The organism is Actinomadura viridis, assembly GCF_015751755.1.
Taxonomy (GTDB): domain Bacteria; phylum Actinomycetota; class Actinomycetes; order Streptosporangiales; family Streptosporangiaceae; genus Spirillospora; species Spirillospora viridis.
The window spans coordinates 7,112,418-7,126,827 of record NZ_JADOUA010000001.1 but is presented as its reverse complement, the minus strand read 5'-3'; the positions used below and the strand labels follow the sequence as shown (position 1 = coordinate 7,126,827).

Genomic DNA, 14,410 nt, shown 5'->3' with positions numbered 1-14,410 from the left:
GCGAGGTCTAGTTATTGCTGCACCGACAGAATCGGCGTCGCTCTCTATGGCTACGGCCGACCAACGAGAATTCGAAGTTCAGCCGTCCACTCTGGTGGTACAGAATCCGGGACCGCATGGATGGTTCGCGTAGCTCGATCCCTATAGATGGGATCAGGTGGCGCCTCGTTCCTGCCGAACGAGCGCATCACGTCAGAGGCGATTTCGATCGCCCCCCGTGGATTGCGGGGCGCCTCCGCCCATGCCTGGTTGAGCCGCAGAAGCTTCCGGAACACCACCCGCTCTTGGGCTGCATAACCGGTTGCCCGGAAGCCGGTCGCGAAGAGTTCACTTGCGTCCGTCTGCTGTCGGAAGGCGTGCGCTATTGCGAGTGAGTTGTACATCTGGGATGGCGTGAGGTCGAACGCATTCGGTCTCCGCGTCTCCGGCATTCGCTGTTGCCAGTCAAGTACCCGTCGTTCGTACTGCTGCGACAGTTCCAGATACTCGGGAGATCTCGCGTAATGCACCATGGCTTGAGAGTTCAGTCCGGCGAGGATTGGCCTGTAATGCGTGGCCGTCTCGTTCTGTATGGCCCTGATGCCGCGCGTTGCCGCCTGCACGCCGAGTTCTGGCGCGCCGTACCATATCTCGGCGATTGATTCGCGATCGTAGGCGCTTGCCACTGCTGCGCGGTCGCCGCACTGGTAGCCGAACTCTCGTGCGACGTTCGCCGACTGACGGGCCTGCCTGATATCGCCGAGTCTCGTGTAGAGCGTCGTCAGGAGGACCCCTTGCCACGCCATGACGCGATATCCCTCCTGCTGCCGGGACCGGCCGTTGGCGCGGAGGGTGAGGGACCGAGTGACGAGAAAGTCAGCGTGTACGTCTCCGAGCAGAGCACGCGTGGACTGACCATGCGTAGCAGCGACCGCCCAGTTCTGGAAGAGGCGCGCTCCATAGTCGGAGATTTCGAGTCCGTCCCGCGTCATGGCGATGTTTGGCCTGTGCTCCAAGTTGCCTCCCTTGTTGATGGCGGGCATCAGCCCAACCAGTGCGACCCCCGAAAGCACTTCGCGTCGCTTCATTTCACCCTCTCGAATCTCGGTCTCATCGCCCCACGTGGCGGCATTGGGCTGCGCCTGCTCCCTGATAGACCGAAGATCCATCACGGGGATTTCGTACCAGACCCACATGGGATCGCCCTACCTGGTGAACGTTGACCAGACTTGCGCATGTACGGCCTTTCCTTCGAGCACTAGAAGTCATCCCCCTTCGCATGTGGCGTTTCTTCGCGCTCCACGATTCTCGTGACTGCCTCGTTTTGAAGATTGGCCGCCACTTCCGCCAGCTCACGAAGCTTGGCGATCAGTTCTGCTGAACATTCGGAAGCCTGCTGACGCTCTCGCATCGTCCAGATTGCGGAGACCGCCTGTCCATGAACCTGGTCGAGACTGTCCATCGCTGCTTTGAACGCCCTTGCCGCCCCCTGGTCGACGGTGATCGGATGTGAACCGTTCTCAGCGCGATCGCGTGGACATATGAAGGAGCCGCTTCCTTGGCGACTGACGATGAGACCTTCCGCCGCGAGTTGCCGCAACGCGGCTTTTACGGTCTCCCTCGCAACCCCATATCTCTCGGTAAGTTGCTTCTGAGAGGGCAGCTTGGTTCCTGGCGGTAGCCGCCCTGAGCGAATCGCTGATCTCACTTGATTCGCAATTTGTCTCGATGGCGACATCGAGTCTTGGGAGTCCAACCCACTGAGATAGTCGCCGATGCTCGGAGACGTGCGAGGCGTGCCGGCGCTCATGGGCGCGCCAGGCTCGGCCTGAGGAAGGACGTAGGTGCCTGAGCCCTGCTGAGTCTCGACGAGTCCCCAGTCGCGGAGTTGCTGGAGGGCCTTCCGGATGCTCTTCCTTGATATGCCGTAACGGTCCGCCAACACGGGCTCGCTCTGGATCGTCGATCCAGCGGGGAACTCCCCGCCGAGGATCCGGTCACGGAGGTCCTCAGCGGCTCGGATGTAGGCGGGGCGCCAGTCGCGCCCTCCCTGCTCCACTCGCGCCTTCATGACGGCCTCACGGCGCGCTGAGCCTCGGCTAGGGCAAGGCGCTCGGCCAGACGGGTCTGTGCGTCGCACAGGACCCACAACTCGCCAACGGTCCGGGCCTGGACCTCGGCCAGCGCGCCCCACCGCCGTTGATAGTCGGACAGTTCACGATCTTTGGTCGCCGTGTAGTTCTTACCGTCGCTGGTGATCGACCATCCGGTGACCGCAGGTACCCGTGTCGCCTCCATGAGAACACTATAGGTCGCTGTAGACATCTATAGTAAGCCCCAGGTGTTTATGCAGGTCAGCGCATGTCTACGTTGATCTATGTGGCAGACGAGCTTGCGTACCCGATCGATTGGGACCCCACCGAGTACCGCTATGTGCAGATTGCGAATCACATCGAGAAGCAGATTCAGGACGGGGTCCTGACGGAGGGCGCCGCCCTTCCGGCGGTACCTGCCCTTGCGGAGGAGTACGGCGTCGCCCGGATGACGATCAAGCGCGCTGTTGAGATCTTGGTTGAACGTGGCCTGGTGACGGTTCTACGTGGCCGGGGCACCTTCGTCCGCCGTCGCGGGTGACACGCTGAACAGCTAGAACCATGGCCTATGCGGCCTCGGCTCTAGTCTCACTTCTAGTCTCAGTTGCTCGCGCTCCGAGGTTCGTTCACGCGAGTTCAGGCGTGTTCATGGGGCCTGCCGACAGCGGCCACCACTGCCTCTCACCTGGGGCGGCGGATGTCGGCGATCTTGGCCGTACGGAGATCATCAGACTTGGAAAGCGTGTTGGGGGCAACCCCTCAGGAGTTCGAATCTCCTATCCTCCGCTTGCCTGACCAGGCAACACACGTCGAGGGCGGCACCCGCAAGGGTGCCGCCCTCAGTGCGTTGAGCCTCAGCCGGTCCGGGGCCTGCCGTTGCGGGGCCTGCCGGTACGGGGTTAGGGGGCCGTGGTCAGGGGGGCGGCGGCGCGCATGGTCTCGAAGTTCGCGCGGTACTGGGCGTAGATGGCCTTGTTGTTGAGGGCGAGCAGCGTCTCGTCGTTGCGGCGCAGTGAGGTCTCGTTGTAGTTGTGGCTGCCCGTGACGACCCGCCGGGCGTGGGGGTCACCGTCGTACGAACCCTCGATGAGCAGGTACTTGGAGTGGATCCGGCCCGGCAGGGCGCCGCCGTCGTCCAGCTTGCGGACCTCGATGCCGGGGGACGACAGCAGCACCTGCCTCACCTCGTCCCCGACGATGCCGTGGACGACGCTGACCGAGCAGCCCTGGGCGGCCATGTCACGCAGGCGCCCGGCGATGGCGACGCGGTAGGCGTCCCATTCGGACATGCCCACCCGGATGGCCGCTCCGTCCCGGCAGGAGACCTTGTCGAGGTACTCCACGATCGGGTCGCCGCCGGCGCGGGGGAAGAAGTGGGCGCGCACCGAGCCGCCCGCCGACCCGGTGGTGACGACGCGGTAGTAGTCGAGGTTCTTGCGCTCGGCCTCCAGGTCGTCGAAGTAGTCGTTGTACGCCTGATAGAGGCGGCGGTTGCCGGTGAGGGTGACCGCGTTGTTCCAGTAGGTGGTGGAGTTGAGGTCGGTGACGTTGGCGGACGACTGGACGACCACGTCGGAAGCGCCGCCGGAGCGGGAGAACAGGTAGAACTTGTTGTGCTGGCCCTTGTTCCCGATGCAGGCCGCGGTGCCGCCGGAGGGCGGGCCGGAGCACACCCGGAGCCAGGAGCCGGCCGAGGTGTCCGTTCCCAGGCCAGCGGCCAGCCGGGTGGCCACGGCAGCGCCGCGGGTGTCGCCGTCGAGGAGCACCTGAACGTGGACGCCGCGCCGGTGGGCCTTGATGAGCTCGTCGGCGAAGTCCCTGCCCGACGCGCCGGACATGACGAACTGGGCGACCCGGATCCGTTCGCCCGCGGGTGTCTGCCGGACGAGGGCGCAGATCCGCCCGTACAGCGCCGCCGGGTCTCCCCCGACCGGCTCGGCGAAGACCGCGCCCGTGACGACCGGCGCCTCCGGTGCGTCCGCGCAGGTCGTGGTCGCGGTGGTCGTGGTCGTGGTGGTCGTGGCGGCCGCCGGGGTGGCGTTCCCGGCGAGCGCCGTGGCCGTCAGGGCGGCGCCGGTGATCAGTGCGGGCAGGGACCTGCTGGGCATGAGTCACTCCTTCGTCGGGCGGCGCTCGCGGCACCGCCCAGGTGACCGGAGCCACGGTCGAACGGCTCCGGCTCCATGTTCCGGCACTGATCTTGGGCCCTCCGGCAGCGTGGCCGAAAACGATGATCTGAAGGCGAGGTCAAGGGCGGGCGAACTTCCACCGGGGGGCTGGACGGGTCTAAGACCCGCTGAAGGGGAATAGTGGGCGTCGTAACCACCTGGCCGGGGAGCGGCCGGGCTGGGAGTGCAGCTCGGGGGGAGCCTGATGGACGGCGGAGACGGCGGCGGCCGGGGGGCCGGACCGCGAGGCGGGGGGAACGGCGAGCTCTGCCTGGTGACGGGGGCTTCAGGCTACATCGGCGGGCGGCTGGTGCCCGAGCTGCTGGACGCCGGGTACGCGGTGCGCTGCCTCGTCCGTACGCCGGAGAAGCTGCGCGACCACCCCTGGGCCGACCGGGTCGAGATCGTCCAGGGCGATCTGACCGACGCCGACTCGGTCGCGGCGGCGCTGAAGGGCGTGGCGGTCGCCTACTACCTCGTGCACGCGCTGGGCACCGGGGCGGACTTCGAGGAGACCGACCGGCGCGCGGCCACGATCTTCGCCGCCCGGGCGAAGGAGGCGGGCGTGCGGCGGATCGTCTACCTGGGCGGCCCCCTGCCCGCCGGGGTGGACGAGCGGGACCTGTCCCCCCATCTGCGCTCGCGCGCGGAGGTCGGCCGGATCCTGGGCGCCTCCGGGGTGCCGACCGCGGTGCTGCGGGCGGCGATCATCATCGGCTCGGGCTCGGCGTCGTTCGAGATGCTGCGCTACCTGACCGAACGGCTGCCGGTGATGGTGACCCCGCGCTGGGTGCGCACCCGCGTCCAGCCGATCGCGGTCCGGGACGTGCTGCGCTACCTGGTCGGCTGCGCGTCGCTGCCGGAGGACGTGAGCCGGGCCTTCGACATCGGCGGCCCGGACGTGCTGTCGTACCGGGACATGATGCAGCGCTACGCCTGGGTCGCCGGGCTGCCCCGGCGGCTGATCGTGCCGGTGCCCGTGCTCACGCCCAACCTGTCCAGCCTGTGGGTGGGGCTGGTGACGCCGGTCCCGCCGTCGATCGCCCGGCCGCTGACCGAGTCGCTGCGGCACGAGGTGGTCTGCCGGGAGAACGACATCGCCGACCACATCCCCGACCCGCCGGGCGGCAAGGTCAGCTTCGAACGGGCGGTGGCGCTGGCGCTGAAGCGGGTCGGCGAGGCCGACGTCACCACGCGCTGGTCGTCGGCGTCGGTGCCCGGAGCCCCCAGCGATCCGCTGCCGACCGACCCCGACTGGTCCGGCGGCACGCTCTACACCGACCGCCGGGCGCGGCGGGTGGACGCGAGCCCCGAGGACCTGTGGCGGGTCGTCGAGGGCATCGGCGGCGAGAACGGCTGGTACTCGTTCCCCCTGGCCTGGGCGGTACGGGGCTGGCTCGACCGGATGGTGGGCGGGGTGGGCCTGCGCCGCGGGCGGCGGGACGCGGCGCACCTGCGGGCCGGGGACTCGCTCGACTTCTGGCGGGTCGAGGAGATCGAACCGGGCCGGCTGCTGCGGCTGCGGGCGGAGATGCGGCTGCCGGGGCTGGCCTGGCTGGAGCTGATGGTCGGCCATGACCGGCACGGGCGGACGGTGTATCTGCAACGGGCGCTGTTCCATCCGCACGGGCTGGCCGGGCACGCCTACTGGTGGGTCATCTCGCCGTTCCACACGGCGGTGTTCGGCGGCATGGCGCGCAACATCGCGCGGGCGGCGAGCACGCAGGCCCGGCGCGACAGGGCGCCGGAACGTGGCGCCCTCCAGGGGCCGCCGGGCAGGGCGGCCGGCAGGGCGGGGGCGGCCGGGCGTCCGGCGGGCGGTCACCGGTGAGGTACCGCAGCCTTCTCCGGTTCCGGCCGACGCCGTAGACTCGGAGGGTGATCTTCAAGGCGGTGGGTGACGGGCGACCGTACCCCGACCATGGCCTGACCTCCAGTGACTGGGCCAGGATCCCGCCTCGCCAGGTCAGGCTGGACCAGCTCATCAGCACCAAGCGGGAGCTGGACCTCCAGTCACTGCTGGCCAAGGACTCCACGTTCTACGGCGACCTGTTCCCGCACGTCGTCCACTGGCGGGGCGACCTCTACCTGGAGGACGGCCTGCACCGCGCGCTCCGCGCCGCGCTGCACCAGCGCCTCGTGCTGCACGCCCGCGTCTACGACATGGACGCCGCCTGACCGGTGCCGTACCGCCCGGACGGCGCGCGGCGGAAACCGCGTGCCGTCCGGGCGTTCCGTGCCGTCCGGGCGCTCGGACCCGGTCTCGGACCCGGTCTCAGACCCGGCCGAGGTCGCAGTCGGCGGTCTGGGAGGGCGTGGGACGCCGCAGGCCCGCGGCCTCCAGCGCCTGCCGGTAGGCGGCGGTCGCGCCCTTGGTGTCACCGGCGATCTCGAACAGCTCGCCCAGCTCCCGGAGCAACTGCGCGACGAGGCGTCCCGAGGGCAGCAGGTCGAGGTGCCCGACCGCGGCGCGCAGGACGACCAGCGCGGCGGCGGGGTCCTGCTGGGCCAGCCGGGCGCGCGCGAGCACGATGCGGGCCTGGGCGGTCTTGCGGACGCGGGCGGCGTCGCCGTCCGGCATGCCCGTCACCTGGCCGGGGTCGTCGGACGCGGGCGCGGCCAGGGCCATGCCGGTGTCGAGGAACTCCTCCAGCATCGCGATCGCCTGCTCGGGCCGGCCGGTGAGGACCAGCGCGCGGGCCCGCTCGATGGTGCCGTCGGTGCTCTCCGAGCCCTCCAGGGCGGCGGTGCCCCGCAGCAGTTCGAGGGCCTCCTCGGCCGCCGCGACCCGGGCGGCCTCGCTCCGCTGCCAGCCGGCGCCCGCGCTCCTGCCGGGGAGCAGGCCGATGGTACGGCCGCCCTCGCCGTTGCCCGGGGTGCTGACGACGGTCACGGCGCCCTCCGCGGTGCCGTCGCCGAGCAGGGCGGGCGGCAGGCCGGACGGGTCCAGCTCGGCCGAGAAGGCCGCGACGCCCCGCAGCAGCGCCTTGGCGCCCGCCAGGTTGAGCCGGGCGCGCGCCAGCGTGGACGTCACCCCGCCGTGGACGGCGACGGCCTGGTCGGCGAGGTACAGGGCGTCGCCGACCGCGCCCTCGCCCAGCGCCCGCGAGCTGGCCTTCCGGTAGCCGTCGACCGGGTCGCCGGACTCGTCCGGCTCGACCCCGGCGCCGTCCGGCGACGCCAGCATGCGACGGCCCAGGGCATGGGCGCGGACGGGATCGGACCGATCCAGGTACGCCAGGAGCAGGATCCGCCCGACCTCGGTGTACTCGTGGCCCACCCCGAGCCCGAGGTGGCGCAGCCGGGTCAGGGCCCGTTCTCCCAGGGCGACCGCCTGGCCCAGATCGCCGACCGCGTGGTAGCAGCGGGCCAGCGCGATCACCGGCGGCAGCCAGCTGGCCCGGCCGGGATCGCGTTCGGCCTGCTCGCGCAGTTCCTCGAAGAGCGCGATGGCCTCGCCGGTACGGCCCAGTTCCTCCAGCGCGCGGGCGCGGCCCCAGCGGGCCCGGGAGGTCAGGTCGGGGTCGTCGCTGCGGGCGATGACCTCGTCGAAGTCGCGCTCGGCGGTGCTCGGGTCACCGCCGAGCAGGGCCAGGTGCGCGTGCCGTTCGCGGACCTCGAGATGGGCGCGCTGCTCCGGCTCGACGCCCTCGGCGAGGTATTCCGGCGTGCAGCCGAGCCGTTCGGCCAGCATGCGCAGAACGGTGGGGGTCGGCGTCCGCTTTCCGGACTCGATCAGAGAGATATAGCTGTCGGAGAGGTCGTGACCGGCGAGTTGCGCCTGCGACAAGCGTCTGGTCAGGCGCAGGTTGCGGACACGTTCGCCGACGTTGCCTGGACCCGGCATGTGGACTCACTTAGCGGAAGTAATCAGGCGGCTGGGGTGCCGACATGATTGCACATTGCGGATCAAGCCACATCGAGAGCAACGAAGCCGCGCAACGTCAGATCACCTGGTCGGCTCCGGCCCCAGCCCTTCACCAGCGCGCCACGGCCGGCACGGCATGCCGTCCCGGCCCCGGGATCACCCGCGCACTCAGGGGATCTTCCTTTACCGTAGCCGTTCGCGCGGCGCCCCGACGGCGATGCCCGCAATCGGCCGCCATCGGGGCCGAAAATCCCGTGCCCAGCGACCGGAATCGGCCCGGCCTGGCGCGGCCTGGCCCGGCCTGGTCCTGCCCGGCCTGGCGCGGCCCGCCTTGGCGCAGGGCGGGCGTACGCGCGGGCTCAGTCGTCCGACGGGTTCTTGTTCGGGAAGATCATCTCGCAGACCTCGAGGTAGAGCTGCTCCGGGTACGGCAGGTAGTCGACCGTGTCGAGCGCCTGGTCCTGACCGGCCGACTCCATCACGAACTCGCCGTACCCGAGCATCCGGCCGGTGATGGTCCGGCGGAAGCTCATGTCGGTGACCTTGGCCAGCGGCATCATCGCGACCTTGCGGGTGATGAGCCCCGTGGTCAGCAGCATCCGCTGGTTGGTGATGACGAAGTAGTCCACCGACCACTCGGCGACCCGCCAGACGAACCACGCGAGCAGGATCAGCCAGCCCCACCAGATCCAGCCGGTGGCGGCGGTGACGGTGTTGCTCAGGATCCCGGCGATGATCAGCCCGGCGAGCACCATGCCGACCGGGAGCATCAGCACGGCGGGATGCCGCCGCACCGTGATGACCTGGCTCTCGTGGGGGAGCAGGTACTTGTTCACCGACGCCGGCGCGGAGTCGCCGGGAGTCACCAGCCTCATCGCGTCCCCCTCAGCCGATTTCGGTGACGAAGGTCGCCAGGGACCCGGCGGCGGAGGAGATACCGTTGGCGGCGTGCTGCACCGACCAGGCCGCGCCGTTGGGATGCTTGATCATGTAGAACGCCACGAAGGCCACGGCAGCCCACGTGATGTACTTCTTGGCGGGCAAGGCTGCCTCCCGGAGCGCGATGTCCACAGACCCCAGGTCAGTTTCGCACAGCCCCGATGCACCGCAAAGTAAGGACTATGGCGCGTTGTCCAGGGACGCGCCGCTCCCCTGGCGCCGTTTCTCCGCGGCCACGACCGCCAGCACCTGCAGGTGCTTGCGGGCGATCCGTTCCACCAGGTCTGGGGCGGCGCCCCCGGTGACCTCCTCCGCCCCGTACCGCGCGGCGGCGACGCAGCGCGCCACCGTCTCGGGCCCGTGGACGCCGGCGAACTCCGCGCTCAGGCGGTCGCCGACGTCCTCGTAGCCCGTCATCGCGTTGTCCCCGTGGTGAGCCATGACGCGTCCTCGAAGCTCGCTCGCGCCGCCCGGTCCAAGCCCCCTGTGCGCCGGAGCGGCGGAGAGGAACGATCTTCAACGTTCCGTGGCGTCTTATTACCCACGGTGACCTATCCGCGAACATCGCCCTGTCTGCGTTTACGGTCACGTCACCTCGGGGCGGTCAGCACGCCCGGAACCCGGGCGGGGACGTGGCGAGGTCAGACGACGCCGTAGAGCCTGTCCCCGGCGTCGCCGAGGCCGGGCATGATGAAGCCCTGATCGTTCAGGTGCGAGTCGACCGCCGCGGTGACCACCCGGATCGGGGCGGAGGTGCCCTCGAACGCCTCCTCCAGGGCCTTGAGACCCTCCGGGGCCGCCAGCAGGCAGATCGCCGTGACGTCGTCGGCGCCGCGCTCGAAGAGGAGCTTGATCGCCGCGGCCAGGGTGCCGCCGGTCGCGAGCATCGGGTCCAGCACGTAGCACTGGCGGCCGGAGAGGTCCTCGGGCAGCCGGGACGCGTAGGTCTCCGCCTGGAGCGTCCCCTCGTCGCGGACCATCCCGAGGAACCCGACCTCGGCGGTGGGAAGCAGGCGGGTCATCCCGTCCAGCATCCCGAGGCCGGCCCGCAGGATCGGGACGACGAGCGGCTTGGGGCTCGCCAGCTGGACCCCGCGGGCGGGGACCAGCGGGGTGTTTACGGTGGCGTCGCTGACCCGCACGTCACGGGTGGCCTCGTAGGCCAGCAGCGTGACGAGCTCGTCGGCCAGCCGGCGGAACGTGGGGGAGTCGGTGTTCACGTCCCGCAGCGTGGTGAGCTTGTGCGCGACGAGCGGGTGATCGACGGCGAGGGTCTGCATGCGCACACCGTACCCGCGCTCGATCGAAGGGCCCGCCGCGCCATCGGCCTCGCGGGCGGCGCCCGGGCGGGCGGCCCTCACCTACCCTGTGAAGCCCGTGTGAACGACACGACGCGCAGGAGAGGATAGGAGTCCATCCAGAAGGGCAGTATGCGGGTATGACCCGAGACCGCGACAAACGGCCGCGCCGCGCCGCGTCGGCCGATGACGCATTCCTGGAGGTCACCGGCGCGCAGGCCAGGGCCAGGGCGGCCCGGACGCAGGAGACGCCGCCCAGGTCCGGCTCGGCCTCCGGTACGGCCCCTGACAGGGCGGCCTCCGATACTCCGGACCGGGAACGCGCCGGCTCGGGGTCCCTGTCGGCCGGGGAGGCCGCCGAGGCGCCGGAGGACGCCGCCGGGGCCGTCTCCGACGTCTCTCCCGAGGAGGTGCGCGAGCGGCTCCGCCGCCGTGCCATCTTCCTGCGCGAACTGGCGGAGGCGCGCGAGCTGCGCCGCCGCGTGACCCCGCACCGTTCCCGCCGCGCCCGGATCCACGCGGCCCTGCGCCGCCGTACGTTCCGGATCAACTGACACCGATCGAGTAGTTTGGTCGACGGCGCCGGTGGTCGGTGCCTCTTCGCACCTTGGAGCGGGCCGGAACGGTCAGTTTGGCGGTGGGGGACACGAGGGCGCGCCGCATCTGGGACCATGCCCTGGCAGGAACGGCGCCGGTGGGGTGGAAATGACGGATGTGGACGCGACGGACTTCGCCGTTGTGGTGTACCGGGAAGACGAGCGCTGGGAGGCGGAGGTCCTCCCCGTCGCGCTGACCCGGGACCTGACGGGGTTGATCCACGCCCTGCGCCAGCAGCCCAGCCTGGGCGGAACGATCGGGCTGGTCTCCGTGGGCGACGACTTCTTCGTGGCGATCCGCCTGCTCGGCGACGAGGCGATGGTCTTCCTCTCCGACGTGACGGCGTCGGTGGACTGGCCGCTGGCCGGTCAGGTGCTGGAGCACCTGGACATCCCGATCCCCGAGGACGAGGAACTGGACCAGGTCCTTCCGGTGGGCGACATGTCGATCTTCTCCGACCTGGGGCTGGACGAGATGGAGCTGGGCGCGATCTCCGGCGACCTGGAGCTGTACCCGGACGAGATGCTGCTGAGCATCGCCGGACGGGTCGGCTTCGCCCCCGCCTTCGAACGCGCCCTGGACGCCATCACCTGACCCTGCCGCCGGTCCACACCTCCGCGCCTCCCGCGCCCCGTTCCGGGCGCTCCCGCATCGATCCGAAATCGATCCGGAACAAGGGGTGTGACCGGCGCAATCACCTGGGTCACAATAAGCGGGTGTCCTATTTCGCCGCCGTCTTCGCCCGCACGCCGCAGGGATGGGTGGGGACCGAGGCCATGCTCGCCGAGGCCGAGAACGTCGACGACGTCGCCGACCTGATGCGCGAAGCGGCCGTGGAGTCCTACGGTGACCCCGTACTCCTGCTCGTCGAGCAGGACGACGACTGGTTCGCCGCCGCCCGCCTGGACGCCGGGGGCGAGCCCCGCGCCTACGTGTCCGCCGTACGCGAGGAGGGCCTGGGCGGCCTGTTCGCCGAGCTGGTGGGCGAGGTCCCCGAGGGCGACCCCGCCGGCGACACCGAGGTCCTGGAGGATCTGGGCGTCGACGGCAAGCGCCTCGCCGGCCTGGGCGAGCGGAGCCTGCCCGGGGACGCCCTCCTGGAGATCGCCGAGGCCGCCGGTTTCGGCGAGGAGTTCGACCGTCTCCGTGACTGAGACCGTCCCCGGCCCCGGCGACCCGGTGCACGGGCCGCCAGACCCGCACGGGCCGCCGCGCGAGGACGCGGCCGGGGCGGAGTTCGAGGCCCCGATGCGCCTGGCGCTGGCCGAGGCGCGGCGAGCGGGGGAGGCCGGGGACGTGCCCGTCGGCGCCGTCGTCCTGGACGCCTCGGGCTCGGTGATCGGCACCGGCCACAACGACCGCGAGCGGACCGCCGACCCGACCGGGCACGCGGAGATCGTCGCGATGCGCGCCGCCGCCACCGCCCTGGGCTCCTGGCGGCTGGACGGGTGCACGCTGGTGGTCACGCTGGAGCCGTGCACGATGTGCGCGGGCGCCGCCGTACAGGCCCGTGTGGACCGCGTCGTGTACGGGGCGGTCGATCTCAAGGCGGGCGCCGTGGGGTCGCTCTGGGACGTCGTCCGGGACCGCCGCCTCAATCATCGCCCCGAGGTGATCGCCGAAGTCCTGGCCGGTGAGTGCGGCTCCCTCCTCACCGAGTTCTTCGCGGGCCGCAGAGTCAGGTAGGCTTCCCCGCGGTGGTGTCGCCTAGTGGACGAGGGCGCACGCCTCGAAAGCGTGTGAAGTGCAAGCTTCCGTGGGTTCGAATCCCACCACCACCGCCGGTCCGGAGGGCCGTCACCCGTGATCGCGGGTGGCGGCCCTTCGTCGTTCCCCGGGTGCTCAGCCGATGGTCACCAGCGCGACGCCCGCCGCGGCCACGGCCAGCCCGAGGCGCTGTACGGCGCGCAGCCGCTCGCTGTAGGCGATCCGGGCCAGCAGGACGGTGATCGCCGGGTACAGGGACGTGAGGACGGCCGCCAGGCTCAACAGGCCCTCGTGGGCGGCGACGAAGTACAGGGCGTTCGCTGCCGCGTCCAGCGTGCCCGAAAGGAACGCGAGACCGACCAGCGTCCGCCCGGAGACCCGGGGGCCGGTCCGGCGGCCCCGCAGGCGCAGCAGGATGATCAGGGCCGCGGCGATCACGACGAGGTTGCCCGCGCGGGCCGCCACCAGGGGCCAGAGCCCGCCGCCTCCGGCCGCCTTCAGCAGGACGAAGAAGGCCCCGAAGCAGGCGCCGGAGATCCCGGCCATCAGGGGACCGTTGTCCAGGAGTCGCGCCCGGCCGCTCGTCGTGCCCGTGCCGTCGCCTGTTGCACGGGGCGTGTCCGTGCCGCTGGTCGGGTCCGTGCCGCCGGGGCCGTTCTCCATGCTCACCAGGCCGATGGCGACCAGGCACAGCAGCACTCCGGCGAGGACGGTGGCGTCCAGGCGTTCGCCGCGCAGGGTGCCCACGGCCACCGGCAGGACGGCGGCGGCGAGCGCGGAGACCGGGGCGACCACGCTCATCGGTCCACGGGCGAGCGCCCGGTAGAAGGTGATCAGCCCGACTCCGCCGGCCAGGCCCGCGGTGAAGCCCCAGGCCAGGGAGGTCCAGGTGAACCCGCCGCCGTCGACCAGCGCGACCACCAGCACCACGGCGAGCCCCACCGGGACGCACCAGGCCAGCGCCTGGAGGGCGCTCGTACGGCGGGCGACGGCGCCGCCGAGGAAGTCCGCGACGCCGTAGGCCAGGGCGGCCCCCAGCGCCAGCAGGGTCACCATCACGCGCCGCCGATGAGCCGGCTCTCGATCCGGACGTCCGGGGTGATGGCGCGGAGGCGTTCGGCGAGGTCGCCGGCCGCCTCTTCGAGCCGGTCCAGGGGGTAGGGCGCGAGGCGTTCGAGCAGGAAGAGCGCGTTTCCGGTGGTCTCGGTGATGCGGGTGCGCGTGCACTGGCGCCAGTTCCAGCGGCGGCAGGTGACCCCGGCGTCGTCGCGCCACACCACCTCGCCCGCGTCCGGATGCTCGACCGCCGCCGCGCCGCCCGCCATCGTGTCGAACGGCTCCTCGCCTGTGGCCCGGACGAGCCGGGCCGGTCCCCGGTAGGCGTCGAGGTCCTCGCCGCCTACCGGGAGGACGTACTCGACGCTGACGGCGTTGTAGGCGTCGACGACCTTGTTGATGGCGGGGAGGGCGTCCGCCCTGCGCAGGAGGGCGTCGACGGAGGGCCGGGTACGCTGCGGCTTGGCTCCGAAGGCGCGGTAGGCGTCCCGCCACGCGTCCAGGTGCGGGTCCTGCGCGCCCTGGGCCGCCCCCTTGGCGGCCATGGCCAGCCAGTCCGTCGTGACCGCGTCGCTGGGCCCGTTGACCAGGCCGTGCGCGGTCATGGCGAGCACCACGACGTCGGGACGCAGTTCCTCTACGGCCTTGTCGATGACGATCCGCTCCAACATCGGGCCTCCTCCAACGCGGTCATTAAAGTGAACT

The 14,410-nt window shown here is 70.9% G+C and carries 18 protein-coding genes, 1 tRNA gene and 1 pseudogene; 8 read left to right on the top strand and 12 right to left on the bottom strand.

Features of this window, described 5'->3' with window-relative positions; translation table 11 throughout:
• Window positions 1-50: 50 nt before the first annotated feature.
• From IW256_RS32350 to IW256_RS32340, 4 genes and pseudogenes are all read right to left on the bottom strand, one after another.
• Window positions 51-1,175: a hypothetical protein gene (locus IW256_RS32350; RefSeq protein ID WP_197014554.1), complete on the bottom strand. Its 1,125-nt coding sequence runs from the start codon at window positions 1,173-1,175 to the stop codon at window positions 51-53.
• Between the two features lie 62 nt (window positions 1,176-1,237).
• Window positions 1,238-1,441: a hypothetical protein gene (locus IW256_RS41690; protein ID WP_231405832.1), complete on the bottom strand. Its 204-nt coding sequence runs from the start codon at window positions 1,439-1,441 to the stop codon at window positions 1,238-1,240.
• A 90-nt stretch (window positions 1,442-1,531) separates the two neighbouring features.
• A pseudogene (locus IW256_RS43185) lies at window positions 1,532-2,050 on the bottom strand (GntR family transcriptional regulator); the annotation flags it as partial.
• On the bottom strand, window positions 2,047-2,277 hold the full coding sequence (locus IW256_RS32340) for a hypothetical protein (RefSeq protein ID WP_197014552.1): 231 nt from the start codon (window positions 2,275-2,277) through the stop codon (window positions 2,047-2,049). The gene IW256_RS32340 and the pseudogene IW256_RS43185, both read right to left, overlap by 4 nt.
• A 63-nt stretch (window positions 2,278-2,340) precedes the next feature.
• On the opposite strand from IW256_RS32340, the gene IW256_RS32335 reads away from it, so the two are divergent.
• Window positions 2,341-2,613 (top strand): GntR family transcriptional regulator, encoded by a 273-nt coding sequence (locus tag IW256_RS32335; RefSeq protein WP_197014551.1) that lies wholly within the window; start codon window positions 2,341-2,343, stop codon window positions 2,611-2,613.
• Window positions 2,614-2,971: 358 nt separating this feature from the next.
• On the opposite strand, the gene IW256_RS32330 is transcribed toward IW256_RS32335, so the two are convergent.
• Complete coding sequence (locus tag IW256_RS32330; protein ID WP_197014550.1) at window positions 2,972-4,180, bottom strand: phospholipase D-like domain-containing protein; 1,209 nt, start codon at window positions 4,178-4,180, stop codon at window positions 2,972-2,974.
• Window positions 4,181-4,445: 265 nt separating this feature from the next.
• On the opposite strand from IW256_RS32330, the gene IW256_RS32325 reads away from it, so the two are divergent.
• Together IW256_RS32325 and IW256_RS32320 are read left to right on the top strand one after the other, a co-directional pair.
• Entirely contained in the window at window positions 4,446-6,071 is a 1,626-nt protein-coding gene (locus tag IW256_RS32325; protein WP_197014549.1) for an SDR family oxidoreductase, read from the top strand.
• A 47-nt stretch (window positions 6,072-6,118) separates the two neighbouring features.
• Window positions 6,119-6,418, top strand: coding sequence for a type II toxin-antitoxin system VapB family antitoxin (locus IW256_RS32320; protein ID WP_197014548.1), 300 nt, complete (start codon window positions 6,119-6,121; stop codon window positions 6,416-6,418).
• A 97-nt stretch (window positions 6,419-6,515) separates the two neighbouring features.
• On the opposite strand, the gene IW256_RS32315 is transcribed toward IW256_RS32320, so the two are convergent.
• The 5 genes from IW256_RS32315 to upp all read right to left on the bottom strand — a co-directional run bounded on the left by IW256_RS32315 (window position 6,516) and on the right by upp (window position 10,327).
• Window positions 6,516-8,087, bottom strand: a complete 1,572-nt coding sequence (locus IW256_RS32315) for a helix-turn-helix domain-containing protein (protein ID WP_197014547.1) — start codon at window positions 8,085-8,087, stop codon at window positions 6,516-6,518.
• Window positions 8,088-8,467: 380 nt separating this feature from the next.
• Window positions 8,468-8,983, bottom strand: coding sequence for a PH domain-containing protein (locus IW256_RS32310; RefSeq protein ID WP_197014546.1), 516 nt, complete (start codon window positions 8,981-8,983; stop codon window positions 8,468-8,470).
• Window positions 8,984-8,993: 10 nt separating this feature from the next.
• Window positions 8,994-9,179, bottom strand: a complete 186-nt coding sequence (locus IW256_RS32305; protein ID WP_197016852.1) for a hypothetical protein — start codon at window positions 9,177-9,179, stop codon at window positions 8,994-8,996.
• Between the two features lie 48 nt (window positions 9,180-9,227).
• Window positions 9,228-9,488, bottom strand: a complete 261-nt coding sequence (locus tag IW256_RS32300; RefSeq protein WP_197014545.1) for a hypothetical protein — start codon at window positions 9,486-9,488, stop codon at window positions 9,228-9,230.
• A gap of 200 nt (window positions 9,489-9,688) precedes the next feature.
• Window positions 9,689-10,327 (bottom strand): uracil phosphoribosyltransferase, encoded by a 639-nt coding sequence (gene upp, locus IW256_RS32295; protein WP_197014544.1) that lies wholly within the window; start codon window positions 10,325-10,327, stop codon window positions 9,689-9,691.
• Window positions 10,328-10,485: 158 nt separating this feature from the next.
• Between upp and IW256_RS41680 the strand changes: the two genes are divergently transcribed.
• The 5 genes from IW256_RS41680 to IW256_RS32270 all read left to right on the top strand — a co-directional run bounded on the left by IW256_RS41680 (window position 10,486) and on the right by IW256_RS32270 (window position 12,723).
• Window positions 10,486-10,899 (top strand): hypothetical protein, encoded by a 414-nt coding sequence (locus tag IW256_RS41680; protein ID WP_231404021.1) that lies wholly within the window; start codon window positions 10,486-10,488, stop codon window positions 10,897-10,899.
• 151 nt (window positions 10,900-11,050) lie between these two features.
• The gene (locus IW256_RS32285) at window positions 11,051-11,536 is read left to right on the top strand and encodes a tRNA adenosine deaminase-associated protein (protein WP_197014543.1); all 486 of its coding nucleotides are present in this window, start codon (window positions 11,051-11,053) and stop codon (window positions 11,534-11,536) included.
• 122 nt (window positions 11,537-11,658) lie between these two features.
• Window positions 11,659-12,096, top strand: a complete 438-nt coding sequence (locus tag IW256_RS32280) for a tRNA adenosine deaminase-associated protein (protein WP_197014542.1) — start codon at window positions 11,659-11,661, stop codon at window positions 12,094-12,096.
• A 94-nt stretch (window positions 12,097-12,190) separates the two neighbouring features.
• Window positions 12,191-12,628: a tRNA adenosine(34) deaminase TadA gene (gene tadA / locus IW256_RS32275; protein WP_197016683.1), complete on the top strand. Its 438-nt coding sequence runs from the start codon at window positions 12,191-12,193 to the stop codon at window positions 12,626-12,628.
• A 10-nt stretch (window positions 12,629-12,638) separates the two neighbouring features.
• Window positions 12,639-12,723 (top strand) — tRNA-Ser (locus IW256_RS32270).
• A gap of 61 nt (window positions 12,724-12,784) precedes the next feature.
• Here IW256_RS32270 and IW256_RS32265 read toward each other — a convergent pair.
• Together IW256_RS32265 and IW256_RS32260 are read right to left on the bottom strand one after the other, a co-directional pair.
• Window positions 12,785-13,705 carry an EamA family transporter gene (locus IW256_RS32265; protein WP_197016682.1) on the bottom strand — a complete coding sequence of 307 codons (921 nt, stop codon included), beginning with the start codon at window positions 13,703-13,705 and terminating at the stop codon, window positions 12,785-12,787.
• Entirely contained in the window at window positions 13,705-14,376 is a 672-nt protein-coding gene (locus IW256_RS32260) for a B3/B4 domain-containing protein (protein WP_197014541.1), read from the bottom strand. The genes IW256_RS32265 and IW256_RS32260 overlap by 1 nt, the downstream gene beginning before the upstream one ends.
• Window positions 14,377-14,410 lie beyond the last annotated feature (34 nt).